The following is a 24317-nucleotide window of genomic DNA, read 5'->3' as shown; positions in this document are numbered from 1 at the left end:
GCGCGGGACGGGCCTGGTGTCTACGTCCAAACTCCTGATGTCCCCCGACGGTGGCTGCTCACCAAGTGCGTGTCAATGATGCCCACCGCTTCCATCAGGGCATACATGGTGGTGGGGCCCACGAACGCGAAGCCCTTCTTCCTGAGTGCCTTGGACAAGGCGACCGACTCCGGCGACGTGGTGGGGATGTCCGCCATGGAACGGGGCGCCGGCGTATTGTCCGGCTTGAACGACCAGACGAATTCCACCAATCCGCCCTCTTCGCGCAGGACAATGGTGGCCTTGGCATTGGTGATGGCGGCATTGATCTTTAGCCTGTTGCGGACGATCCCGGCGTCAAGCATGAGCCGCTCCACGTCGGCGTCGTTGAAAGCGGCGACGCTCTCAGGGTGGAAGTCCAGGAAGGCCTTCCTGAAAGCATCCCGTTTCCTAAGAATGGTGGCCCAGGAAAGACCGGCCTGGAAGGCTTCGAGGCTGATGCGCTCATACATGCCCTGCTCATCGCGGACGGGCATTCCCCACTCATGGTCGTAATAGGCCTGCATGAGTGGATCCGAAGCGGCCCACAGCGGGCGTGCCAACCCATCCTCGCCAACGATGGTGCCGTTATCCGGGCTCAATGCGTGCTCCTCTGTAGCCGACCCTCTAAGGAGGCCGGACGGTAATTCAGCTTCCGGGCATATTCTGCCCCGTGCCCCAGACATAATTGCCCGCCGACCGGCGTCAGGACAACCCCGTGACCCGCATGGTGATGTTGATGCGTCCCCGTGAGAGGCCACAGCCCTCCGGTGCCGTTCCCGGGAGGACTTTGGGGATGCCGTGATACGCGAACCGTGATGGTCCTCCGAAGACGAAGAGATCTCCGGAGCGAAGTTCAACATCCGTATACGGCTTTGTCCGTGTTTGCGTATTCCCAAAGCGGAAGATGCACGTGTCCCCGATGCTGAGCGAAACCACGGGCGCCTTGGAGCGCTCATCCTTGTCCTGGTGCATACCCATGGCAGCGCCCTCATCGTAAAAGTTCACCAGCGCGGCGTCGGGAGTGTAGTCATTGCCCAGCGCGCTCAAAGGTTCATCAACCTCAACGCCGGAGGCGTAGGCAGCCTTCACTGCCTTCCGTCCCAACCGGACCATCCAGTCCGGAAAGTCGAGGACAGGACGGCCGTTTACGTCTGTTGCTTCCCTTGAATACCGGTAAGGCTGCCAGTGCCATCCCAGGCATACAGTTCGTACCGACATCCGCTGTCCGCCAGGAAGGGTGGCGGCACGCAAGGGAACCGGTCCTTGGGTCCATTCTCCGAAGCGCGCCACGATCCACTGTTGCTGTTCAAGGGTTAGCCAAGCGGGCACATGGACGGCGCCGGGGGCAACCAATCGGGGACCGGCGTCGTGCCCGTCCGGTTGGAGAAGCTCCAACGGGAACAGGGCGTCGTCACTCACGCCGCGGCCTCGAGGTGGAGCAGTGCGCGTTTGGCCTCGCTTCCGCCAAGGTAGCCTCCGAAGCTGCCGTCAGACTTCACTACCCGGTGGCACGGCACGATGAGGGGCAAAGGGTTGGTAGCACAGGCAGTTCCGACGGCGCGGACCGCGTTGGGGCTGCCGGCTGCCTGGGCAACCTGGGCATAGCTTGCTGTGCTGCCATAGGGGATCCGGGGCAGATGGCGCAGGACGTTGAGGCGGAAACCCCGGCACAGACGAAAATCCAGGGTGAGATCGAACTCCGTCCTGGTGCCCGCGAAGTACTCTTCGAGTTCCCGGGCCGCGTCGTCCAAACGTGCAGGTGCCTGAAGGATCCGCGGGCTAACAGTGTTTGCCAGCAGCTGCAGGACGGATTCGTGGTCTTCCAGCTCGAAGGCCACCCGAACAATTCCTCGATCCGTGGCAGCCAAGAGGAGCTTGCCCAGCGGGGAGTCAACGATCCGGTAGGCGATGTCCAGGGTGTGGGTGAGTTGAGCATCGCGTGCCAACCGAGCATGGAGGCTGGCGATGGCTGGTTCCAGTCCAGCATCGAGGGGATGCAGGAGCGAAACGACCTCGGCGTGATCCGGGCTGAGTTCAACGGTCATCAGATATCACCTTTCGAGGATGTGTGGGCCAGCGCCGGATGCGCGGCGAGGGCTGAGCGGAGTGACTTCACACCGTCAGCACCAGCGCGGCGGGCAGCTTCGGCAGTACCCCCCAAGAGGGCGGCAACATCGCTATAGGGAAGGCCGGCAAGGTAGTGGTAGGCCACGGCCTGGCGCTGTTTCGGCGGAAGATTGGTGACGGCGTCGAGCAGTTCCTCATGCCCGTCGCCGGGAACACCGAGGCTGGAATGTTGTTCGGGTGGTTGGTCCACAGGGAGGGCGCGGCGCGAACCGGCACGGATGTGGTCGATGCACTTGCGGTGAGCGATGGTAACTAGCCAAGCCTCAACGTTCGCCCCTGCAGGGAGTGACGGATAGGCCTGCAGAGCGGCCAGGAAGGTGTCGGACCACGCATCATCAGCATCGTGCACACCGAGAATCGCGCGGCACACCCGAAGCACTGTGGCACCCTGTTCGTTGACCACTGCTTCGAATGGCTTCTTGTTGACCCCTTGCCCTGGCTTCATTAGAAAAGCCTGCCCTCCCGTACTACCGCCGGCTCTTCCAAATCCAGGAGGAAGCGCTTGTTTAGAAGGCCACCTGCATATCCGGTGAGTTGACCGTTCCGTCCCACCACTCGATGGCAGGGGATGATGATGCTGATGGGGTTGCGTCCCACGGCGGAACCAACGGCCTGGGCAAGGTGGGGGTCACCGAGTTCCGCTGCCAACTCCCCATAACTGACGGTTTCACCAAAGGGAATATGTTGAAGTCGCTCCCAGACCTTCTGCTGAAATGGGTTTCCCAAGGCCTCGAAGGGGACATCGAAAGCAGCCCTCCGACCATCCAAATACTCTTCGAGTTCACCTTGGGCCCGCGCGAAGACCGGATCCGTGATTTCACTCGGAACTCCGAAATAGTCGGGCGGAGGCATATGCCAGTGACCCTCGTAGAAGATGCCCGTCAAAAATTCCCCGCGGGCAGTCAGTGTCAACTGCCCCAACGGGGAATCCAAGGTGGTGTGCCGGCTGCTCATATCTTGTAGACGTTCACGGGCACGGAAATGTGAGGTGCGGAATTCCTAGGAGCGCCAGCGGGTGGTCATCAGGAAGCCGACGATCGCGATCCCGAACCCTGCCACGATGTTCCACGATCCCCATTCGCGGACGGGGAGCTGACCCTCAGTGATGTAGAAAGTGATGATCCAGATCAGGCCGAGGATCATAAGGCCGAACATGACAGCCTTGTACCAAACAGGGTTGGGCTTGTACTGCTGCGCTGCGGAAGTCTGCGGGGCCTGACGGGCAGGCCGCTTGCGGGGCTTGGACTCGGGCACGGATCCTCCTGGCTGTTCGGTTAATACCCGTTTCCGCCAGCCTTGATATCCTGCAGGAAGGAAATTTCCAGCGGTTAACGGCCACACGGCGTTCCGGGGTGGTTCTAGCTGTCAAGTCTAGCCGCAACCCGGGTCCGCCCGTGCCGCCCGCCCTTATGCAAGGAGACCCTGTGGCGCATCAGCAGCAGACAGCGGCTTCAGCCGTGCCGTCCGCCGGCCCAGGGCGGGAATTGCGCCCACGAAAGCGTCTCCGGGCCTCGGACGTCGCCCGGAAAATCAGTCAAGTTCTGGGCGAGCTGCTCATCACCGCAGGCATTGTCCTGCTCCTCTTTGTGGGCTGGCAGCTGTGGTGGACCAATGTGGAAGCGGATGCGAAGCAGACTGAGGCGGTCAAGAGCTTCGCACAGGAATTCTCCGGCCCCGTTACTCCGGCAGCACCTGCCGCACCGGTGGACTATGGGCCGCCGGTGGTTACGCCGGCGCCAGCCTACGGGGGAATGATCGGGATCATGTACATCCCCCGCTTCGGCCCGGACTACACGCGACCCATCATTGAAGGTACCGGTTCAGACGTCTTGGACACCCTCGGACTGGGACACTACGGAACCACCGCGATGCCTGGCGCACCCGGGAACTTCGCAGTGGCCGGCCACCGTCAAACGCACGGTGCCGTCCTGGACAACATCCACACCCTGGTTCCCGGCGACAAGATCTACATCCAGACGGCAGACGGCTACTACACCTACGTCTTCCGTAACAACCAGATCGTCCTTCCGGACCGCACGGACGTCCTGATGCCCGTTCCCACTGAGCCGGGAGTCCAGCCAACGGAGAGTATCCTCACCATGACGAGTTGCAACCCGAGATTTGGCGCCCAGGAACGCATCATCGCCTACTCCCTGCTGGACAGTTGGCAACCCGTCTCAGCCGGACCGCCGTCGGAAATCGCCGCCCAAGTAGCCCGTGCACACGGAAAGGGGTAACGGATGTACGCGTGGATCTTCCGTCATTTACCAGGCCCCCTGTGGGTGCGGATCTTGACGTCCTTGGTGCTGGTGGGCGTAGCCCTGGTACTGATGGTCGAGTTCCTCTTCCCATGGTTCTCCCAATTCACCACCTTGACCGACTCAACGATTGGTTTAGTGCAGCAGCCATGAGCACAACAAAAATCCTCGTAGTGGATAACTACGACAGCTTCGTCTACACGCTGGTGGGTTACCTCCAGGAACTCGGCGCCGAAACAACGGTGGTCCGCAACGACGACGTGACACTTGCCGAGGCCACCGAGCTCGCTGCAAGCCGCGACGGCGTCCTGGTCTCCCCTGGCCCGGGTACCCCTGCAGAAGCAGGCGTCTGCATCGAGCTCATCAAGTGGTGTGGAGAGGCCTCCAAGCCTATGTTTGGTGTCTGTTTGGGACACCAGGCCCTCGCCGAAGCCTATGGCGGTGTGGTGACTCACGCGCCGGAACTGATGCATGGCAAGACGTCGCCCGTCCGTCACGAAGGCAAGAGCGTCTTTGCGGGGCTCCCCTCGCCCGTTACGGCAACGCGGTACCACTCACTCGCAGCGGTTCGGGACTCCATCCCGGATGTCCTGGAAATCACTGCTGAGACCACCAACGGAGTGGTGATGGGCCTGCAGCACAAGACTGCGCCCCTGTGCGGCGTCCAGTTCCACCCGGAATCGGTGCTCACGGAAGGCGGGTATCAGATGCTGGGCAACTGGCTGGAGTCCCTCGGCATGACCGGGGCAGCCGAACGGGCCGCGAAGCTGAGCCCGCTGATCAAGCAGTAAGCAAAGCCGCCGTTACTTCCGGGGGGCTACTTCTTGGTTGGCGTGGGCTTCGGAGTCGCCGGCTGGGTTTCCGTGGGAGTCGGCGTCGGGGTAGGTGTGGGCGGTGGAGCCGGGGCCTTGGCCACCGTCACCGTTACCACCTTGCCCTGAACCACCTCAGTGTTGTAGGCATCGCTCTGAGCCGTGACTAGGCCCGCCGCCACCTGCGAGTTCTCCTGCTCTACTACAGCCATGGTCAGGCCGTTGGCTTTGAGCGCGGCTTCAGCTTCAGCCTGCGGCAACGCAATCAACTGGGGCACAAGGACCTTGCCCGTAGAGACCTGCAGCTCCACCTTGCTGTCCACTGCGATCGCCCCGCCCGGCGCGGGAGCCGTGCTGATCACTACGTTTGCGGGGACGGTGGGACTGTAGGTCAGGGTGGTCACGATGTCGCCCGTGATGCCAAGCCTGCGCAAAGCATCGCGTGCGTCCCCTTCAGTCCGGCCTACTATGTCCGCCGGGATGGTCACTGAGCTGGGTCCGCTGGAAACCTTCAGGATCACTTCCGCATCCTGTTCCAGCATGGCACCCGCAATCGGCGACGTACCGATGGTCATGTCCTTGGCCACGGTCTCACTGGGCTCCCGCACGGACTTGGGCTTCAGTTTGGCTGTAAACAGTGCCTGGATCGCCTGGCTTTCGGACATGTTGGTCACTACCGGTACGGCGATTTTGGCCGGGGGCGGTGGCTGCATGTTCATGAGGCTGTAGAGCCAGAAGCCACCGCCTGCCAGCACCAGGACAGTGAAGATCACCAGGGTTGCAACCCACGCACGACGGCGGGACTTCTGGCGTGCCGGCACCTCACGTTCCGGTGGGAGGCCCAAGGGAAGGGGCTCTTCCTCGGGGTGTTCAACCGGCTCGTCCTTGAACTGATCGGCATCGAGGAAGCCCACGGCCGTGGTGCTCAAAAGTTCTGTTGCCGGGTCTTCCGGTCCCACAAGGTCATTGGGATCGGTGGGAGCCTCGCTGGCTGCCACTGCGGGCACGGGAATGCCATTGCTGGCTGCGCGCAGGGCACGGCGGAAGGCTGCCGCATCCTGGAATCGATCTGTCCTGCTCTTCTGCAGCGCTTTCACCAGGACTGAGTCCAGTGCTTCGGAGACTTCCGGGTTGTGAGCACTGGCAAGGTCCGGGGTCTCGCGGACGTGTTGGTAGGCGACCGATACCGGACTGTCGCCAACGAACGGAGGCCGGCTGGTCAACAGCTCGAAGAGCAGGCAGCCGGCCGAGTAGAGGTCACTGCGGGCGTCCACCGTTTCACCACGGGCCTGCTCCGGTGAAAGGTATTGCGCGGTACCTACCACGGCTTGTGTTTGGGTCATGGTGGCGGCGGAATCGGCCATGGCACGGGCGATGCCGAAGTCCATGACCTTCACATCGCCGGTATCGGCGCAGACCATTACATTGGCCGGCTTGATGTCCCGGTGGACGATGCCGGCCCGGTGGCTATATTCAAGGGCGCCGAGAACACCCAGGGTGAAGCCGACAGAGTCCTCGACGCCTAGCTCGTTCGCTTTGATCATGTCGCGCAGGGTGCGTCCAGCCACGTATTCCATGACGATGTAGGGGACGCGCACGTCTTCCCCGGGCCCACCGGGGACCGAGTATTCACCGGTATCGAAGATGGCCACGATGGAGGGGTGGTTCAACGCCGCAACAGCTTGGGCTTCGCGTTTGAAACGGGCCTGGAACTGGGGATCCCGCGCCAGGTCCGCACGTAGCACCTTCACGGCGATGGTCCGTCCCAGCAGGGTGTCCGTGCCGCGATAGACGTCCGCCATTCCGCCACGACCGATCAGATCACCAAGTTCATAGCGGGAATTGAGGATGCGGTGGGAGGACACAGGTGTGCTCTCCTCTCGATGCGCAGGACCTGGACGTGGCGTTGACATGGCGGCTTACTTAACGGCTCGGGCTGCCGGAGCCACTGGGGGTAGCAGTGGACGATCCGGGATCAACCGGAACCAATTCCTTGGACAGGTAGTAGGTGACTGTTGACCCGGCTGGAACCTGGGTGCCGGCGGCCGGCGAGGAACGGACGAACGTTCCCGGCTGCTGGCCGATGGCACCGTTGACGGGTTCTCCTGCAACCCACAAAAGACCGGCTCCTTCAATGGCCTGCTGAATCCGCACTTCGTCCACACCTACTCCGATGGGGGGTACAGCAACCAATTCAGGGCCCTTTGAATACGTGACGGTGATGGTTTCGCCCGGGTCACGAGGGCCCGTCGGATTGAGAGCCGTCACGATTCCCGCGGCAGCTGTGTCATCGAAGACCTCCTGGCCGTCAACTCCAAAGCCCAAGGCACGAAGCTGCGCGCTGACCGTCTCGAACGGTTGTCCCACGTACTGCTCCGGGATGATGTTGATCTTCTTGGGAATTGACTGCGTCGGCTGAGGTGCCTCAGAAGTCTCCGTAGGCCGCGGCGAAGGCGTAGCTGACGTGGAGGTAGGACTCGCGCTCCGGCTGGGGCTCGTGGTGGTTGATTCAGTGGGGGCGGGGCTCGGCGAGAAGAATCCCGACTGCGAGATCAGGAAACCAACCAAGGCAAACAGGACCAGCAGGATCAGGGCAACAAGGGGCCAGGTCCAAGGGCTGCGCTTCCTGCGTTCAGGCTCAGCATCGTCGAAGTTGTCTTCTTCGGTGTAGACCACGTGGCCGTCGTCGTCATCGAGCTGACGCTCGGCCTCCAGCGCGTTTGCGCGCGTCAGGGGGTTATCAGAAGACGCGGCGGAGGCCCCAAGAGCAGCTCCCGCGGCGCCGGCGCCGAGCACCGGCAGTGCGGAAGTCGCCGTCGTCGACTGTTCCTTGCCGTAAGGCGAGGTAACGACGCCGGTGGGTGCCGTTGCGGTGTCGACCGGCGCCGTGATGGGGCCGGTATTGGATTCGAACAACAGCATGCCGGGGACGGCGGCGTGGGCCGTGGCGATGTCACCGTTGCGGATGGCTTCCGCGGCTTCGGCCAGCTTGATGGCGTTGGCCGGACGGTTCTTGGGATCCTTGGCCAGCATGGACATCAGCAGTGCCCGCACCGGGGTAGGCAGCGTCTCAGGAAGGGGCGGAGGTGCGTCGTTGACCTGGGCGAGGGCAATGGCAATCTGCGATTCCCCGGAGAACGGACGGTGCCCGGTGAGGCACTCGTAGCCGATGACGCCGAGCGAATAGATGTCCGAAGAACCCGTTGCGGTCTGCCCGGTCGCCTGCTCAGGAGCCAGGTATTGAGCGGTGCCCATGACTTGGCCGGTCTGCGTGAGCGGCACCTGATCCGCCAACCGGGCGATGCCGAAGTCGGTGACCTTGACGCGGTTGTCCGGCGTGATCAGCAGGTTGCCCGGCTTGATGTCGCGGTGGACCAATCCCTGTGCGTGCGCAACGGCCAGGGCACGTGCGGTCTGCGAGATGATGGAGAGCGTCATGTCCGGGGAGAGCACCTGCTCCCGCTCGAGAATGCCGCTCAACGGGTGTCCAGGCACGAGCTCCATGACCAGGTAGGCCGAACCGGCTTCCTCGCCGTAATCGAAGACGTTGGCGATGCCTACGTGGTTGAGGAGGGCGGTGTGACGCGCCTCGGCACGGAAGCGCTGAAGGAACCCGGGGTCGCCCGTGTATTCCTCCTTGAGCACCTTGATGGCAACGATCCGGCCGAGGATTTGGTCCTTGGCCTTCCAGACCTCGCCCATGCCACCAATCGCAATGCGACTGGTCAGCTGGAACCTGCCGCCGAGTGTGATTCCCGAAGTAGGCCTCACTTATTCAACACCGCCTCAAAAATCTTCTTTGCGTTCGGACTGGTTAGCTGGGCCCCGGTTTGCACGTCCACACTCTCCATGACAATGGTGACGGCTACTTGCGGGTCGTTTGCCGGGGCGAACCCGGTAAACCATGAATTGTTCAAACCTGAATCGCCGAGTTCGGCTGTACCTGTCTTGCCGGCCACCTTGACGCCCGGAACTGCTGCGCCTCTGGCGATGCCATTGTCCACAGCACTGGTCATCCACTCAGTGATCTGACTCGCGATGGGCTGCGTGGTGCTGGTGCGGAGCGCCTCAGGCTTGGGTTCGTTGATGACGCGCAGATCAGGCGCGCGGATGGCCTCCACCAGGTTTGGCTTCATCTGCACCCCGCCATTGGCGATGGCCGCGGTCATCATGTTGATCTGAAGCGGCGTGGCCTTGACGTCGCGCTGGCCCACCGATGACTGGGCCAACTGAGCCTGGTCCAGGTCTTCCGGGAAGATACTGACGGCCTGCTGAAGCTTGAGCTGATCACCGAAGTCCTGACCAAAGCCGAACTTCTGCGCCTGTTCACGGATGGCATCCTGGCCGAGGTCAAGCGCGATGCTCGCGAACGGCGTGTTGCACGACTGCTCAAGAGCAAAAGCGAAGGACGCTGTTTCGCGGACGTTGCAGTTGCCGCCGGCGTAGTTGGGCAGGCTGGCACTGCTGCCCGGCAAGGGCAGGCTGCTGGGATTCGGCAGCTCGCTGTCCTTGTTGTACTTGCCCGAGTTCAGCGCGGCCGCAGTATCAATGAGCTTGAAGACCGAGCCGGGCGAGAGCAGGTTACCCGTGGGGCCGCTGACGCTTTGGTTCAGGTTGATGCCTGGAATCTCGAGCAACTGGGCGTAATTGGCGTCAGCGGTTGTTTTGTCATGGGTGGCAATCAAGTTGGGATCGTACGTTGGCTTGGAAGCCATCGCCAGGATGGCGCCCGTCTTGGGGTTGGTGACCACGATGGAGCCACGCTGGCCTTCAGGGATCAGATCCATGGCCAACTGCTGGAGGGCAGGATCCAAGGTCAATTCAACGGATGCGCCCTTGGGCTCCTTGCCGAGGAACATCTGACTCATACGGTCCAGGAACAGCTGATCAGAGTTGCCTGCCAGGGTTTCTCCCATGGACTGCTCCAGTCCGCTGGAACCAAAGAACTTGGAGAAGTACCCTGTGATGCCGGCATACAACTCCGGCTGGTTGTACTTGCGCTGGAAAGCACAGGACTCAGTCCCCGGAACCGATTCAACCACCGGCTTGCCAGCCACAATGATGGAACCGCGCTCGTTGCAGAAGGACGCCAGGACTGCGCGTTGGTTCCAGGGGTTGGCGTTGAGGTCATCAGCACCAATCACCTGAACGTAGCTGATGGCGCCGAAGATCAACGCAAACATGGCGACGGCAGCCATCCAGCTACTGCGAATAGCCTGGTTCATTGTTGCTTCACCGCCTCTGTTGGTGCGCTGGGTGTCTGGCCGGTGGCCGGTTTACGTGTGCCCGGAGTGCTGCTGCTGGCCGGGGGCTTGTTGACCATAGGGGTGGTGTCCACCGGACCTCGGGCGGTATTGGAAATCATGAGCAGCAGGCCAACGATTATCCAGTTGGCCAGAAGTGAGGAACCACCGGCCGCAAGGAAGGGAGTTGTGAGGCCGGTCAAAGGGATGAGCCGGGTGACTCCACCAATAACTACGAAGCACTGCAGGGCAATCGCGAAGGACAAGCCACAGGCAAGGAGCTTTCCGAAGGCATCGCGGGTGCCCAAGGCTGCGCGGAAGCCGCGGGTGAAGAGCAGCAGGTAAAGCATCACTACGGCGAAGAGGCCAATGAGGCCCAGCTCTTCACCGATGAGGGCCACAATCATGTCGCTGTTGGCGAAAGGCACCAGATCCGGCCGGCCTTCGCCCAGGCCCGTTCCGACCAGCCCGCCGTCCGCCATGCCGAACAAGCCTTGGACTATTTGCGCGCTACCGCCTGGGGATCTATCAAAGACCTCGGGTGTGAAGGCATTGATCCAACTGTCGATCCGGAATGCCACATGCGAGAAGATCTGAGCAGCCACGAAGCCGCCACCCAGGATCAACAGCAGGCCGATGACCACCCACGAGATTCGGCTGGTGGCCACGTAGATCATCACGATGAACAGGCCGAAGAAGAGGATGGAAGACCCGAGGTCGCGCTGGAAGACGAGCACACCGATGCTCACCAGCCATGCGGTGATCATCGGGCCGAGGTCCTTGAACCGCGGGAACTGCATGGGGCCGATCTTCCGGCCGGCCAACAGGATGAGATCCCGATTGGAGGATAGATACCCGGCAAAGAATATGGCCAAGGTAATCTTGGCGATTTCGCCGGGCTGGAACGTCATGGGACCCACCCGGATCCAGACCCGCGCACCCAGGATCTCACCGGCGGAAATGCCTGGAATCAAAGGAAGAACCAGCAGGAAAGCACTCGCTGCCAACGAGATATATGTGAAGCGCCGAAGGATGCGGTGGTCCTTAAGGAACCAGATCACTGCAATGGAAACTGCCATGGCAATGAGTGTCCACCGCAGCTGGTTGTTGCCCGTATCATCTCCCGGGCCGTCCATCCGGTGAATGAGTGCAAGCCCTAACCCGTTCAGCGCAACCACAATCGGAAGTATTACCGGATCGGCATACTTAGCGCGAAGCCTCAAAACAACATGGAACGCAAAGGCTGCAACCGCCAAGAGGCTGGACTGGAACCAGAAGTCGCTATCCAGCCCGACTTCCGAGTTGATGCTCACCAACGCACTTGCGCCGATGCCTACGGCAAGGGCCAGGACGATGAGCACCAGCTCAACGTTGCGGCGGGGTTTGGGGGCGATCTCAGTCTGCATCATTTGGCCGCCTCACAGGGAGTCGGGACGGGCGAAGGAGTAGGGCTGGCAACGGCGGCCGTGCTCGGGATGGGCACAGTGGCTGACGGTGTCGGCGTGGGGGTAGCTGATCCCGAGGCTGTCGCCGTGGGGGTGGTGCTCGGGCAATTGGCCGAGGCGCTGCCTGTATTCCTCAGGTTCTCCACGATGTCCTGTGCGCCATCGATGTCACCTGCCGGAACTGTCTGCCGTACGCTCTGCTGGCCGTATTCCGGCAATGAATCCACCCTGATGTCGGTAACGGCTTCAAGCCGGGAAAGCTGAATGGGTCCCAAACGCTGCGAGATCCCGTTGAAAATTGCGACCCGCTGGTCGTATTCGCCCACGTAATAGCGGGTCTGCGTCCAGGCATAGCCAAGCCACAGGCCAACCACCACGCCCAGGACCACAACGGCTGCGACGGCAGGCATCAACCAAGGCACGCGGCGACGTGAGGGTTCCTCCACCTCAACACGGTCCTGCTCAGCTTTATGTGTCAGGACGGTTGCTGCCCTGCGCGCAACGGTGCGGCCGGCAACGGTAGGAATGGAGCCTGTCTCAGCGGCCGTGGCTGCAGCGCCAACAAGTTCATGAGGGCGGCTTGCCAGTTCCTCACGCAGCACTTCGGCAGACAGGTGCTCACCGAGATGGGGGTCGGTGGTGGTGGGAGGTTCTGTGGACTCGTCCGATGACGCAGCCTCAGTTTCATCGTTCTTGTCGCCCGGATCTCCCGTGCTGAAAGATGATCCGGCATCGGCATCCCGTGCGGCTTTGGCTTGTGACTCGGCTTTGGTGCTCTGTGCCGCTTTGTCTGCGGCCAGGTCATCGGCGGACTTGGTGGCCGTCACTGCCTCGGGCTCGTCAACCGCGGCAATCGCCGCTGCCGGAACGACGTCGACGGCGGCCGTGTTGACGTCGTCGTCGGTCTCTTCCGCAATCTCCAACATCACCACGGTGACATTGTCCGGGGCGCCGGCTTCCAGCGTCAGGTCCACAAGGATTTCAGCACATTCGCGCAAGTCCTTGGTCTCGCGGACCATGCGCTCCACGACGTGGCCAGCTACGTAATTAAGTCCGTCGGAGCAGAGGAGCCATCGTTCGCCGGGCTCAACATCCAGGACATCCAAGTCCAGTTCAGGGCTGGCATCGACGTCGCCCAGAACGCGCATGAGGACGTTCTTGTGCGGATGCGTTTCCGCTTCCTCCGGGCGCAGGCGGCCTTCGTCAATGAGGCGCTGCACAAACGTGTGGTCAATGCTGACCTGCTCGAACTTCTTGTTGCGAAGCCGGTAGGCCCGGGAATCGCCAATGTGGGCGAAGTGGAGCTTGCGGCCCTCCAAGAGAAGGGCGGTAACGGTGGTGCCCATGCCCGAAAGCTTGGGATTCTGGTGCACAAGCTCGGAAAGCAGCGAATTGGCGGTCTGGATCTCGTCGGCCAAAACGGTGTCCGCGCCCTCCGGATAGTCGTCATGATCAAGGTGGATCATGTCCAGGACCGTTGAAGCGGAGGCGACATCGCCGCCAGCGTGACCGCCCATGCCGTCGGCGACCACTGCAAGATGGCGGCCCACGTACGCGGAGTCGTCATTCTTGGAGCGGATCCGTCCGACGTCGGAACGCGCGGCGTAGCGCATGATGAGCGGGCGCTCCGCGGGCTTTTCCTGGCCTTTGGGGGTCTCGGAGGAGGCCATGGACTACGGCCTCAATTCAATGACCGTCTTGCCGATTCTCACGGGGACGCCAAGCTCAACCGGCAAAGCGCGGGTGAGCTGTTGATCGGCCAGGTACGTGCCGTTGGTGGAACCAAGGTCTTCGATGAACCAGCGGCTGCCCTGCGGGAACAGGCGTGCATGCCGGCCGGAAGCGTAGTCATCCTCCAGGACAAGCGTGGCTTCCTGTGCGCGGCCGAGCAGGATGGGGCTGGCGGCCAAGGGAACTGTGGTGCCCTTGAGGGGACCCTCCGTGACTACCAGCGTGCGTGCGTGCTGGATAGCCGGCGCCGGAGAAGCTGCAAGCTCGGGATGTTTGCGGACTTCGCGGGCCGTGGGAACGCCAGTAACGGCTTTGCGGCCAATCTGGAAGTCGCGGCGCATGGTGGTCACGATGCTGAAGATCAGGACCCACAGCAAAAGAAGGAACCCGAAGCGAAGTGCTGTGATGGTCAGTTCGCTGATGTCGTTCACGCGTGGCCACCCGGGGTTTGGGGGAGGAGGCGGAAAATGATCTTGGTACGTCCCATCGTGATGGTTGAGCCGTCTGTGAGCTCCACGCTGCCGTTCACTTTATGTCCGTTGACGTAACTGCCGTTGGTGGAACCAAGGTCAACGGCCCACGTGCTGCCATTTTCGGTGCGGACCTCGAGGTGCTTCCGCGAGACGCCCGTGTCATCCACAAGGACGTCGGCTTCCGAGGAGCGGCCCAGCACCACGGACCGGGCGTTAAGGGAGTACCGCTGGCCGCCGATGTCCAGTACAGGCTGGAGGCGCGTGGGCTGCCGGGCCGGTGCAGCCGGAACATGGGCACGTGGGGCTTGTGGAGCGGGAGCCGCGTCATCGGATGATTTCTCGGTCCGGGAATTGATTTCGAAATGTCCTGCACGTTCCTCGTCATTTCGACGGAAGGAAATCCGCACAGCGCCTTGGAGTGTGTAGCCCTGGCTGCGAACGTGCTGAATAACGACGTCGCACAACTCTTCGGCAAGGGGTGTTCCCCATTCCTGGGCCCGGGCAAAGTCTTCATCGCTGAGCATGACATCGAAAACGTTGGGAGCGAGCGTCCGCCCGGCTGCGATGGTAATGGACTTGTTGTCCAACTCGCGCCTCAGCTTGCTTGCGATCTCCACTGGCTCAACACGTGCCCGCGACCCCGTGGAGAAGACGTTGCGGACGGCCTTTTCAATGCCGCGCTCGACTTTGTCCAGCAAACCCATGGTCCTTCTCCTTTCATTGCCGCGGCACCCATTGTGCCTGGTCCAATAGTCCGTCCATTGCCCCCACTGCGCACACGGCGAAGTACGCGCCCGACGGCCCTTCCACTTCCCGATACTACTGGGACTGACTGGGAATGGCCTTAATCCACAACGCCTTGCGACCCGGAAAAGTTCGATCCCGGCCCTTGTTGGCGCGGGACGCGGGGGCTGAAATTTTCATCCGATTCAACTGTTGCCAGGGGACCCGCGGCCCCCTCAGGGCCCTTCCCGCCCGTCGATTGGTGTTTTGCTCGGGATGTCCGTTATGCTTGATCTCGCTGCTTTTGAAGGAAACGAAGCTGGGAGACCAGCCTAAAGTCTTGAACAAAGAAGTTGCGCGCGAGTGGCGGAACGGCAGACGCGCTGGCTTCAGGTGCCAGTATCCGAAAGGGTGTGGGGGTTCAAATCCCCCCTCGCGCACGCAATTGAAAGAGCCCCGGTCTTAGGACCGGGGCTTTTTTGTTTTGCCCGGCTCCGGTTTCCGCGTTCATTCCCGCCCTTGTTCGCTCTCCTGACCGTTGTGCGGCGGGGGATTCGTACAAGTCCTGGATTTGAGGCAGCGTCATATATAGGACGCCTTCTGCACCTACACAGTGTGCGGCGAGGTTGCCTAGGAGGCTTAGGCCAACCAGCAAAGGCCGTACGGCTGGGGAACGCGTGTGACTTTCGTCAGTGGGAGAAGAGTTTGTAGCATGACCGACAACTTCTAGGGGGACGATGTTGATGAGTGAATACGGCTTATCGGTAACGCGCACGACGGAGCGATCCGAATATCGCAAGGCACTAAATTTCTGGCTGGGAGTTGAGGCTTTTTCCCCTCAGAACGTCCCTCAGAAGTCTCCTTCCCGCAGCGACGTGCCATTTGTCGACGATTATGGCGTCGAGATGCCCTTGCCGTGGAGCCCGGAGGCGGACTGGCCCCCGGCTCGCAACGGGTACTCCTGGCAGCACGTGGTCTATCTGGGAGTATTCGATCTGGATTCAGCCTGGGACGTTCTTGAACCGGCGCCCGTTGAAGATTTCGATTCTCGACCGACGCCCCAGAGCGCCGTGGCAATGGTTACTGTGGACGAGGACGGCACCCTGATCCCAGACAGCGCAGCCCTGTCCCAATGCGTCTGGGCTGCTGGCCGTCATCGCAAGCGTAGGCGGCTTCATGACGTGTTCACTGATTTCAAAGCTGATGAAGCCCGCTGGCGCGAAGACCTCGACGATCTGGTCCGCGCCCGTGGCATACGGGTTGGAGCAGCTTCCTCGGAAGGCTTCACCAGCCGTTCGGTTTCCCTCGACGATCTTAGGACTGTCCTTGGCCTGTGCTTAGAGAAGACAGAGACGACGAGACTACTCACCTTCGGCGGGGATCCAGTTGGCGTAATTCGGGTTAAGAGTGAGCAGGTGTCGTTGAAGAAGCGCGAACTCGAGGCAGAACCGGGATTCCTGAACAGCCTCTTCTCAGCTGACCTTTACCGTTTGTCCCGCCAACCGGGGCTTTCGGGTGCCGCGGCGCAGTACCTAGGCGGACGAAGCGGAGGGCCGAAGATTGACATGCGCCAGGACTTAGCCAAGGTTTATGACTCTGTCGCCCCAAATCTCGTTCCCGACGGGCGGTGGCCCAGCAACCCTGAGCACCCGTTGGCCTTGTCACAGCAGTTTGCAGTAAACCGTGCGCTGGAGGATCTTGACGGCCGGGAAGGCATCTTCTCCGTCAACGGTCCACCTGGGACGGGGAAAACCACAATGTTGCGCGACATGATTGCAGCATTGGTGACTCGTCGCGCTTCGGCGTTAGCTGCCTTCGCGGAACCAGCCGATGCTTTCGTGGGCCGGCATCAGTTGAAATCAAGCACTAAGTACTCACGCACTGTCAACGAGTTGCACCCTAGTTTGCGCGGCTTCGAGATGGTCATCGGCTCATCGAACAACGGCGCGGTTGAGAACATAAGCCTCGAAATCCCCCTGAAAGACGACAAGGTCATTGGAAAGGATTTCCAGCCCAAAGCGTCCTACTTCACGCGAATCGCAACGGAACTACTGAATGACGGCGACGGCAAAAGCCAGAAGAAGGACGAGACTCGGAAGCGGGCATGGGGGCTCGTCTCCGCGAAACTCGGGAACTCCAAGAACAGGAACGCCTTCGTCTCGACCGTTTTACACGGTGACAGAAAACCACGTAAAGACGGGGACGCAGTCCCGGGGCTGGTTCAGCTTCTCGAGCACCCACCCGGTCCGGGCGTCTCTGATTGGACTGAGGCCAGGGCGTCATTCCTTGCAGCCAAAAGCAAGGTCGATCGGCTCCGAGCATCACGACAGAGGCACCATGAGGCTTTCATTGACCTGCCGGCGTTGCGAAGGGAGATTGTTGAGCTGGAAAGGGTCCTCGCTTCTGACAAGGAAAATCTCGCCACCCAAGAAGAAGTTGCTGCCCAACAAGCGGAAGAGCTGGCGGAGCTCCACCATTTGGAATCAAAGCGGAGGGCCGAGCTGAAGATTCAGGGCGAAGCCAAGCCCGGACTGCTGGAACAGATACGGACGTCCAATGACATCTCGGCTCAATGGAGGCGCAGACATGAGCAGCTTGGCAGAGAGATAGATCATCTTTGCCGCTCCATTGCCGGACTGAAGATTATCGTTGCCAACTCCCGCCACGCGGCCAAGGAACTGCGCAGCCGCTATGAGCAAACCGAAACGAAACTGAGCCACCGCAAACATCAGTACCCCGACTATGAGAAAGCGCAGATAACTCCGGCGCACCCTGTTGATGGTTGGTTCGATCCGGCGAACTCCACGCGGGAGAAGGAATCGCCCTGGCTGGATAAGGAGTTCAATCAGGCCCGCTCAGAGCTGTTTCTGCAAGCGCTGAAGTTGCATGAAGCTTTCATCTACAACCAGCGGACATTGATGCGCCAAAATCTCCTCGCAGTCCAAGACGTGCTGACAAACGATGTGCCGGCTGAAGCCTCTTCGAAGGTGGTGAAAAATGCATGGGAGGCCCTGTTCATGGTTGTACCAACAATCACGACAACCTTTGCATCCGTTCCACGCCTCTTTGCTTCGCTTAAGGATGAGCAACTCGGCTGGCTCTTCGTTGACGAGGCGGGGCAAGCCGCACCTCAGCATGCGCTCTGTGGTATCGCGCGCGCACGTCGTTCCCTTCTCGTGGGCGATCCTCTCCAGCTCACGCCCGTGGTGACCTTGCCGGAAAAGTATCAGGCCCGGCTGTTGGAGATCACGGGAACAGGCCAGCGATGGCTGCCGACCCATAATCCCGCTCAGGTGCTTGCGGACCGCTATACAACGTACGGGACAACCATTCAACCGCCAGGCGGGGATGAATTATGGGTCGGGGCGCCGCTACGGGTGCACAGGCGCTGCGATAGCCCGATGTTCGAGGTGGTGAATGAGGAAGTCTACGGCGGGCTCATGATTCACGGGGAAAAAGAACCACGCAAGGCTTTCCCCGAGAAAAGTTCGGTCCAGGCACCGGAGTCCGCTTGGTTTGATGTGAAAACGAGCCAATGGAACGGGCACGCTTCGCCCCAGGAACTGACCAGACTGGACGAGCTTTTCGAGGCCCTGCAGCGAACCGGTTACAACATGGACGACATCCTCACTGTTTCGCCTTTCCGCCAAGCGGCAAGTGGCATCGTCAGGATCGCCAAGAAGTACGGGATCGACACCAAAGCGCGCTCGGGCACGGTCCACCGGGCGCAGGGAAAGGAAGCGAGCATCGTCATCGTCGTCCTGGGAGGCAAAACAAGGGGCGCACGGAACTGGGCCGTCGGAACACCCAACCTCTTCAACGTCGCGGTTAGTCGAGCCAAGCGACGCCTCTACGTCATCGGCGACCGCCAGCAGTGGACCGAGCTGCCATATTTCAAAGCTCTCGCACCACGGCTGCAAGTCCACGACCAGGATCAGGCCCTCACTGACCTCTTCACCTCCGTCGCGGACGAACCGAGCCAACGCGGTGAAACTGCGGATGACGTGGCATCGGAACCCAGCATCGACCCGCCGTCGTACCTCACACAAGCCGGCGGATATGACGGTGCAGTTGTAGAACCTGATGACGCCCCCGTGAGTGCAGAGCTTTGGGATGCCGAACCCGAACCGAATGATACCTCGGGGCGACATGGCAAAGAATGGGATCTATCTGACTACGAAGCACTCATCGCCGGCCTCCGTTACGGCTGCAGCGACGACGAACTCGCGATCCACGTCCGGCGAAGCGTCGGAGGAGTCCGCTCCCGTGCACCATGGGTTCTCCCGGCAGGGACGACATTCAGTACCAATAAGGACGCACTCGAGAAGCTCCGCGAAGCCGTTCGCGATGAGTCCTTTGATTGGCTGGCCTACGTACGTGCATCACACGGAAGTAGGGGGAAAGTCCTCTGGGAGCCAGATGCGGACAGTGTCCTTGGCAGCGCGTGGGCCAATCGGACCCCGACCCTCCCTGTGCTGTCTAATTCCCTTGGTTTGGAAGAAGAGGCCGTTGCCCGGCGGCTGCTGATTCTGGGCTATGCCGAGACTAAAGCGGCCGTCGTGGACCGCCTCGGTTGCACGTCAGGGGGGACGCTCGACGTCAATGAGCGGCTGGCCAGAGATAAGGCAAGCGTTCTGATCTGGGTCCTGACCGTGGTTGACGAGCATGGGCACATCCACCATTTGTCCCTTCATCCCGCTGAAGCCGCCGCAATTCAGGCGAAGGATGAAGTACCCTCTGGAACCGACGACTGCTCCGAATGGGAATGGACACTTGCGCAACGCGTCGTCGGCGAGGGGTCGATCAGGTCCTCGACCAAAGGGAAGTATGAACAAGAAGACAGATCACGGGATCTATGACCGTGGGCGGGGAGCGTTCAAATAGCTGTCCGAAACCGAACTGTCAGCCGCGTGCGGAACCCGTGAACCGGCGTCGTGAGTTACTCAGGTGCAGGCGCATTGCTGCCGCGGCAGCCACTGGGTCGCCGTCCGCGATTGCTGCGTATATAGAGGAGTGTTCGTGGACCACCTGCGCGAAGCGCTCGGGGGACTCCTGGTCTTCACTGGTGACCAGGCGGGGGCGGGGCATGGTGATCATGGTTTGGCCGAGCGCGGAGATGCAGTCCGTATAGAACGGATTGCCGGTGGCCGCAGCAACCGCCCGGTGGAACTCGAAGTCCGCTTTCATGGAGTGCGCCGGGTGGCTGGAACTCGCGGTGAACTGCTCCAGGGCGCCGTGAACGGCCTTGAGTTGGTGTTCACTGTGGTTCTTGGCGGCCAAAGCGGCAGCCTCGGTCTCGACGCCGATGCGGAAATCGAGCATCTCCAGCCGTTCTTCCATGCTGGAAACCGGCCGTGTCCCCGGGGCTGTCGCAGGACCTTCCGCGGGCGGGGTCAGCGCGAAGCTGCCACGCCCGCGTTCGGTTTCGACCAATCCTTCGGCCTGCAAACGCGTCAGGGCGGAACGGACGACGGTCCGGCTCACCCCGAACTCGCTGATGAGTGTGTTTTCGCTGGGGAGCTTTTCACCTGGCTGGATGGCGCCGTCGACGATGCGGTTGCGAAGGTCGGCGGCGAGATCCGCGGTCAGGTTTCGGCTCATGGGTTCAAGATTACGCGCCGAACTCCACCGATTCGGTGGTCCACGCGCGGGTCTGATCGCTGAGAGTGACGCCCAATCCCGGGCGGTCCGGGACGATCATGCGGCCGTTCTTGGTCTCCAGACGCTCCTCGAACAGCGGGTCCAGCCAGTCGAAGTGCTCCACCCATGGCTCGCGGGGATAGGCTGCCGCCAGGTGGAGGTGAATCTCCATGGCGAAGTGCGGTGCGAGGCCAAGCCCGCGTTCGTCCGCCAACGCTGCGAGGCGCAGGAACTGGGTGATGCCACCGACCCGGGGTGCGTCCGGCTGGATGATGTCGCAGCCGTTGGCGTTGATCAGGCCCTTGTGTTCGGCGACCGAGGCGAGCATCTCCCCTGTGGAGATCGGCGTGTCAAGGACCTGCGCAAGATGTGCGTGCCCTTCAAAGTCGTAGGCATCCAGTGGTTCTTCGATCCAGATGAGGTTGAATTCTTCGAGTTGACGGCCCATGCGCAGGGCCGTGGCCCGGTCCCACTGCTGGTTGGCGTCGACCATGAGCGGAACTTCCCAGCCGATGTGCTCGCGCACTCCTGCCACCCGACGCAGGTCTTCCTTGGAATCCGGCAGGCCGACCTTGATCTTGATGCCGCCAATACCCTCATCGATGGACCGGGTGGCACGTTCCTTCACCTCTTCCAAGCTCGCGTTGAGGAAGCCGCCGGACGTGTTGTAGGTCTGCACTGAGTCGCGATAGGAGCCCAGCAGTTTGGCCAAGGGGAGTCCGGCGCGCTTGGCCTTGAGGTCGTAGAGCGCGATGTCAATCGCGGCCAACGCCTGAGTTGCCACACCGGACCGCCCCACTGAGGCGCCCGCCCAGAGGAGCTTTGTGTAGATCTTGCCGATGTCGTTGGGGTCCTCGCCGATGATGCCTTCTGCGACTTCCTTGGCGTGAGCGTACTGAGCCGGTCCGCCGGCGCGCTTGGAGTAGCTGAAGCCGAGGCCGCTGTGGCCCTGTTCCGTGGTGATCTCGGCGAAGAGGAAAACGACTTCTGTCATGGGCTTTTGACGGCCGGTGAAGACTTTCGCATCGCTGATGGGTACGGTCAGGGGCAAACGTGCCGTGGACAGCTTGACGTGGCGAATGAGATCTACGGTGGTCATGGTTCTCCTAGTGGGTACGGCGTCCTTGCCTACCGCTTAGGATACAAGTTCAAAACTTGTACTACAAGAGTCAGGGGGATTTGTTGTGGGCATTGCCCAGGCATCGCATACTCATCAGTTTCCCGGGGCTGTCCTACTTGGCGGGGCGGGCAGGCTCTTCGGTGAAAATAGCCGACGGCAACGGCGAGCCTGCCGTGGCATGGAGTCACCACGAATACCCGGACGGCGCTCCCGCGCATTTGTTCGTCAGATCAGTGGAAACCGTTCGAGGGCTCGGGGTTGAAAGTTGGCCTTGCGTTGCGGCCCTAGCATTGGGGCTGCATGCTTCCGCCGTGGCGTAGATTCCGTGGGAGTATCCTGACCTGACGAGAAGCGCGAGGTCCTTCCGGCCCTCCATTCGCGGCTTGGCCACTGCTTTCAGTGCGTCTCACGACATGTAAGGCTCGACGAGTGACTTCGGTGTCGGCACGCTGTGCACAGATCAGAAAACTGCTTCCCGCAGGGGCGACATGTCTAACGAGTTAAGCGTCAACCTGCATCGAATCACTATCGTTGCGGTATCGTCAGGCTATCGGAGCATATGTCGAGCCTTTGGCGCTTAATCAGTGCAGGAGTATTCACCTAGGATGGGAAATGCTATGACGTCCAACCGTCAGATCGTGACTTCGAGCCGAACTACAGCCCACCGCAAGTCTGTTGAAAACAGTCTCCCGGACATTATTGGCTTCCTCGTGGATCATCTCGGAAAGGTTCTGACCTCGGAGATAGCCGGCGTCAGCCCTCAAACCGTTGATCGCTGGCGAACGGGAACGCAGCAGCCGGCCGTCGGAATTGAGCGCCGTATGCGCGAGTCGTACGCCATTTTCGTAAAGCTGTCCGTCAAGGATGCATCGGCGACCATCCGAGCCTGGTTCATGGGAATGAATCCGCAGTTGGATGACGTCTCGCCAGTGGAGGCATTACGCCAGGACGAGTTCCGGGACGTTGCTGCTGCCGCCGACGCATTCTTGATGGGCGGTTAGTAGTTGTCCAGGTCCGTCGAACCAAGTCTCGTCCCTCCCCCAACCCGCCTTGGCGGGTGTCATACACCGGCAATGACCAAAAATTCTCTTGGATTGACCCATTTCAAGCTGAGAGTCGACGAGCAGGAAACCGGTTCGACGTGCCTGGCGGCGGCGTCCTCTATGCCGCGAGCAAAGCCGAAGGATGTTTCGCGGAGACGCTAGCTAGATTACGCCCCAGCCCGGCCATGTCGCGTCTCAACTTCTCGGAAGATCCGCACCATATGCCACCCGGATCAATTGCACGCGACTGGCGCCTGCAGCGCCGTAAGTATGAACTTCAGCTAATTGACCCCCTGCCTTTCGTGGATGTGGAGAATCGGGACACTCGCTCGTGGATGAGTCGGCGAATGGGTGTGGATCTGGAAAGGTTCGACATTGATGCAATAGATGTGGACGATATACGGGGTAAGGATCGTCTCCTTACAAGGGAAGTGGCACGGCGAATTTATACTGCTACAGACGATGACGGCGAGCCGCTGTATTCAGGAGTCAGGTATATGTCCAGGCTTGGGGATTATGAGTGCTGGGCCATTTTCGATGGCACGGAAGTGGAAACGTATGCGACTCACTCCATCGAGCATGGTGATCCAGACCTGCAACGTATCGCCCAGGAATACGGGTTAACCTTGCACCGGTAGGCTGGCCCTCGCGGGGCAGAGAAGCTCTACGGAATCGCACGACGAGAACATCAGTTGGCAGGGTGCGCGGCATTGCTTCTCCCCAGCAAGATGGGGCGGCGCGAAAATCCCTAGGTCCAAAGACACATAGATAAAAGTTCGAGAAGGAAACTGCGCTCGGTGCTTGCGATCGATCTAGGTCTACTGTGGGGACGGCTATGGTCCCCACTACTTTTCGGTGACGGTTGAGATCCGAGTCGTTGTGACAGTCAAGGCCCAGAAAGGCAAGCTGACTCAGGTCGCTGGGGCGAAAACTACCCCCGCAGCGCGCCGAACCCCGTAATCAGCGCCTCAAGCCCCAAGCTGAAGGCGACGTCGGTGGGCCGCGGGTGCTTCTCCAAAGCCAGCCGGTCCACGGCTGCCGTGAAGTTGGGGACCTGCTCGGCGAGGCTGCCGGCGTCGAAGATGTCTTCAGGCGCCGTGACGTCGTAAGCGGCGCCGAAGACAAAGGCCTCAAGTGCCACGATCGCTGAGATGATCTTCTCCTCCGGGAACCCGGCGTCGCGGAAGCCGGCGGTCACGGCCTCGTACATAGCCAAGGTTTTGGGCGCATTAGCCACGGGAAGCACTGCAATCACGGGGATCAGCGGCGTATGCTCCGAGAACACGTCGCGGTAGGACCATGCCCAGCGACGCACGGCAACATCCCATGGTTCCACCCCGAAGGCGGAGACATCCACCATCGCCGCGAGGTGGTCTTCCACCAGCAGCAACACGTCATCCTTGGAGGCTACGTGGTTGTACAGGGCAGAAGGCGCGACGCCGAGGGAGCGCGCCAGGGCCGCCATGGTGAGCCCGTTGTAACCTTTGCTGCTGATCAATTCAAGCGCCGCCGTCGTAATGCCGTCCTGGTCCAGGATCGCCGCTGTCGGCCGACCGGCGCGGCGGCGTACCGAGCCGGCCGGGAGGGCGGAAGGAGCGGGCGTTGGTGCGGGCATCGGAGGCCTTTCTGCTGCCTGTGTCCCCAGCATTATTCCATCGGGCCTTCACACTGGGCGCCTCCA

General features: G+C 61.2%; 21 protein-coding genes and 1 tRNA gene. 6 read left to right on the top strand and 16 right to left on the bottom strand.

Annotated elements, in window-relative coordinates:
* Positions 1-20 precede the first annotated feature (20 nt).
* From ACLRGI_RS09775 to ACLRGI_RS09750, 6 genes are all read right to left on the bottom strand, one after another.
* Positions 21-620, bottom strand: coding sequence for a DNA-3-methyladenine glycosylase I (locus tag ACLRGI_RS09775; protein WP_419201468.1), 600 nt, complete (start codon positions 618-620; stop codon positions 21-23).
* A gap of 103 nt (positions 621-723) precedes the next feature.
* Entirely contained in the window at positions 724-1440 is a 717-nt protein-coding gene (locus ACLRGI_RS09770; RefSeq protein WP_419201467.1) for an alpha-ketoglutarate-dependent dioxygenase AlkB family protein, read from the bottom strand.
* Positions 1437-2066, bottom strand: coding sequence for a methylated-DNA--[protein]-cysteine S-methyltransferase (locus ACLRGI_RS09765; RefSeq protein WP_419201466.1), 630 nt, complete (start codon positions 2064-2066; stop codon positions 1437-1439). The genes ACLRGI_RS09770 and ACLRGI_RS09765 overlap by 4 nt, the downstream gene beginning before the upstream one ends.
* Positions 2066-2593: an RNA polymerase sigma factor gene (locus tag ACLRGI_RS09760; RefSeq protein ID WP_419201465.1), complete on the bottom strand. Its 528-nt coding sequence runs from the start codon at positions 2591-2593 to the stop codon at positions 2066-2068. The genes ACLRGI_RS09765 and ACLRGI_RS09760 overlap by 1 nt, the downstream gene beginning before the upstream one ends.
* On the bottom strand, positions 2593-3102 hold the full coding sequence (locus tag ACLRGI_RS09755; RefSeq protein ID WP_419201464.1) for a methylated-DNA--[protein]-cysteine S-methyltransferase: 510 nt from the start codon (positions 3100-3102) through the stop codon (positions 2593-2595). The genes ACLRGI_RS09760 and ACLRGI_RS09755 overlap by 1 nt, the downstream gene beginning before the upstream one ends.
* 45 nt (positions 3103-3147) lie before the next feature.
* Complete coding sequence (locus ACLRGI_RS09750; RefSeq protein ID WP_419201463.1) at positions 3148-3402, bottom strand: cell division protein CrgA; 255 nt, start codon at positions 3400-3402, stop codon at positions 3148-3150.
* Between the two features lie 155 nt (positions 3403-3557).
* Here ACLRGI_RS09750 and ACLRGI_RS09745 point away from each other — a divergent pair, with 155 nt between their 5' ends.
* A complete protein-coding gene (locus ACLRGI_RS09745) occupies positions 3558-4385 on the top strand; it encodes a class E sortase (RefSeq protein WP_419201539.1) in 828 nt (275 codons plus the stop codon).
* 170 nt (positions 4386-4555) lie between these two features.
* Positions 4556-5197, top strand: a complete 642-nt coding sequence (locus ACLRGI_RS09740; RefSeq protein WP_419201462.1) for an aminodeoxychorismate/anthranilate synthase component II — start codon at positions 4556-4558, stop codon at positions 5195-5197.
* Positions 5198-5223: 26 nt separating this feature from the next.
* On the opposite strand, the gene pknB is transcribed toward ACLRGI_RS09740, so the two are convergent.
* Genes pknB through ACLRGI_RS09705 form a run of 7 tightly spaced genes read right to left on the bottom strand, consistent with a single transcriptional unit; the run spans position 5224 to position 14814 of the window.
* Positions 5224-7131, bottom strand: coding sequence for a Stk1 family PASTA domain-containing Ser/Thr kinase (pknB, locus tag ACLRGI_RS09735; protein ID WP_419201461.1), 1908 nt, complete (start codon positions 7129-7131; stop codon positions 5224-5226).
* A 10-nt stretch (positions 7132-7141) separates the two neighbouring features.
* A complete protein-coding gene (locus tag ACLRGI_RS09730) occupies positions 7142-8989 on the bottom strand; it encodes a protein kinase domain-containing protein (protein WP_419201460.1) in 1848 nt (615 codons plus the stop codon).
* Positions 8986-10443, bottom strand: coding sequence for a penicillin-binding transpeptidase domain-containing protein (locus ACLRGI_RS09725; RefSeq protein WP_419201459.1), 1458 nt, complete (start codon positions 10441-10443; stop codon positions 8986-8988). The genes ACLRGI_RS09730 and ACLRGI_RS09725 overlap by 4 nt, the downstream gene beginning before the upstream one ends.
* Complete coding sequence (locus tag ACLRGI_RS09720) at positions 10440-11870, bottom strand: FtsW/RodA/SpoVE family cell cycle protein (protein WP_419201458.1); 1431 nt, start codon at positions 11868-11870, stop codon at positions 10440-10442. The genes ACLRGI_RS09725 and ACLRGI_RS09720 overlap by 4 nt, the downstream gene beginning before the upstream one ends.
* Positions 11867-13576, bottom strand: a complete 1710-nt coding sequence (locus ACLRGI_RS09715) for a PP2C family protein-serine/threonine phosphatase (protein WP_419201457.1) — start codon at positions 13574-13576, stop codon at positions 11867-11869. Before ACLRGI_RS09715 ends, ACLRGI_RS09720 begins: the two co-directional genes overlap by 4 nt.
* Positions 13577-13579: 3 nt before the next feature.
* Complete coding sequence (locus ACLRGI_RS09710; protein ID WP_419201538.1) at positions 13580-14059, bottom strand: FHA domain-containing protein FhaB/FipA; 480 nt, start codon at positions 14057-14059, stop codon at positions 13580-13582.
* A 5-nt stretch (positions 14060-14064) separates the two neighbouring features.
* Positions 14065-14814, bottom strand: a complete 750-nt coding sequence (locus ACLRGI_RS09705; protein ID WP_419201456.1) for an FHA domain-containing protein — start codon at positions 14812-14814, stop codon at positions 14065-14067.
* Positions 14815-15190: 376 nt separating this feature from the next.
* On the opposite strand from ACLRGI_RS09705, the gene ACLRGI_RS09700 reads away from it, so the two are divergent.
* Together ACLRGI_RS09700 and ACLRGI_RS09695 are read left to right on the top strand one after the other, a co-directional pair.
* Positions 15191-15273 (top strand) — tRNA-Leu (locus ACLRGI_RS09700).
* A gap of 435 nt (positions 15274-15708) precedes the next feature.
* On the top strand, positions 15709-19692 hold the full coding sequence (locus ACLRGI_RS09695) for a DEAD/DEAH box helicase (protein WP_419201455.1): 3984 nt from the start codon (positions 15709-15711) through the stop codon (positions 19690-19692).
* Between the two features lie 43 nt (positions 19693-19735).
* Here ACLRGI_RS09695 and ACLRGI_RS09690 read toward each other — a convergent pair whose 3' ends face one another.
* Together ACLRGI_RS09690 and ACLRGI_RS09685 are read right to left on the bottom strand one after the other, a co-directional pair.
* Positions 19736-20434, bottom strand: coding sequence for a FadR/GntR family transcriptional regulator (locus ACLRGI_RS09690; protein ID WP_419201454.1), 699 nt, complete (start codon positions 20432-20434; stop codon positions 19736-19738).
* Between the two features lie 10 nt (positions 20435-20444).
* Entirely contained in the window at positions 20445-21572 is a 1128-nt protein-coding gene (locus ACLRGI_RS09685; protein ID WP_419201453.1) for an L-talarate/galactarate dehydratase, read from the bottom strand.
* Positions 21573-22210: 638 nt separating this feature from the next.
* Between ACLRGI_RS09685 and ACLRGI_RS09680 the strand changes: the two genes are divergently transcribed.
* Both ACLRGI_RS09680 and ACLRGI_RS09675 read left to right on the top strand, forming a co-directional pair.
* Positions 22211-22594, top strand: a complete 384-nt coding sequence (locus tag ACLRGI_RS09680; protein WP_419201452.1) for a hypothetical protein — start codon at positions 22211-22213, stop codon at positions 22592-22594.
* Between the two features lie 56 nt (positions 22595-22650).
* The gene (locus ACLRGI_RS09675; protein WP_419201451.1) at positions 22651-23274 is read left to right on the top strand and encodes an RES family NAD+ phosphorylase; all 624 of its coding nucleotides are present in this window, start codon (positions 22651-22653) and stop codon (positions 23272-23274) included.
* Positions 23275-23567: 293 nt separating this feature from the next.
* On the opposite strand, the gene ACLRGI_RS09670 is transcribed toward ACLRGI_RS09675, so the two are convergent.
* Complete coding sequence (locus tag ACLRGI_RS09670) at positions 23568-24284, bottom strand: TetR/AcrR family transcriptional regulator (protein ID WP_419201450.1); 717 nt, start codon at positions 24282-24284, stop codon at positions 23568-23570.
* Positions 24285-24317 lie beyond the last annotated feature (33 nt).

Origin of the sequence: Paenarthrobacter sp. PPS72, assembly GCF_048537125.1 — a bacterium.
In the GTDB taxonomy this organism is placed as follows: domain Bacteria; phylum Actinomycetota; class Actinomycetes; order Actinomycetales; family Micrococcaceae; genus Arthrobacter; species Arthrobacter nitroguajacolicus_E.
The sequence above is the reverse complement of the archived record's forward strand: the minus strand, read 5'-3'. Positions and strand labels throughout refer to the sequence as shown.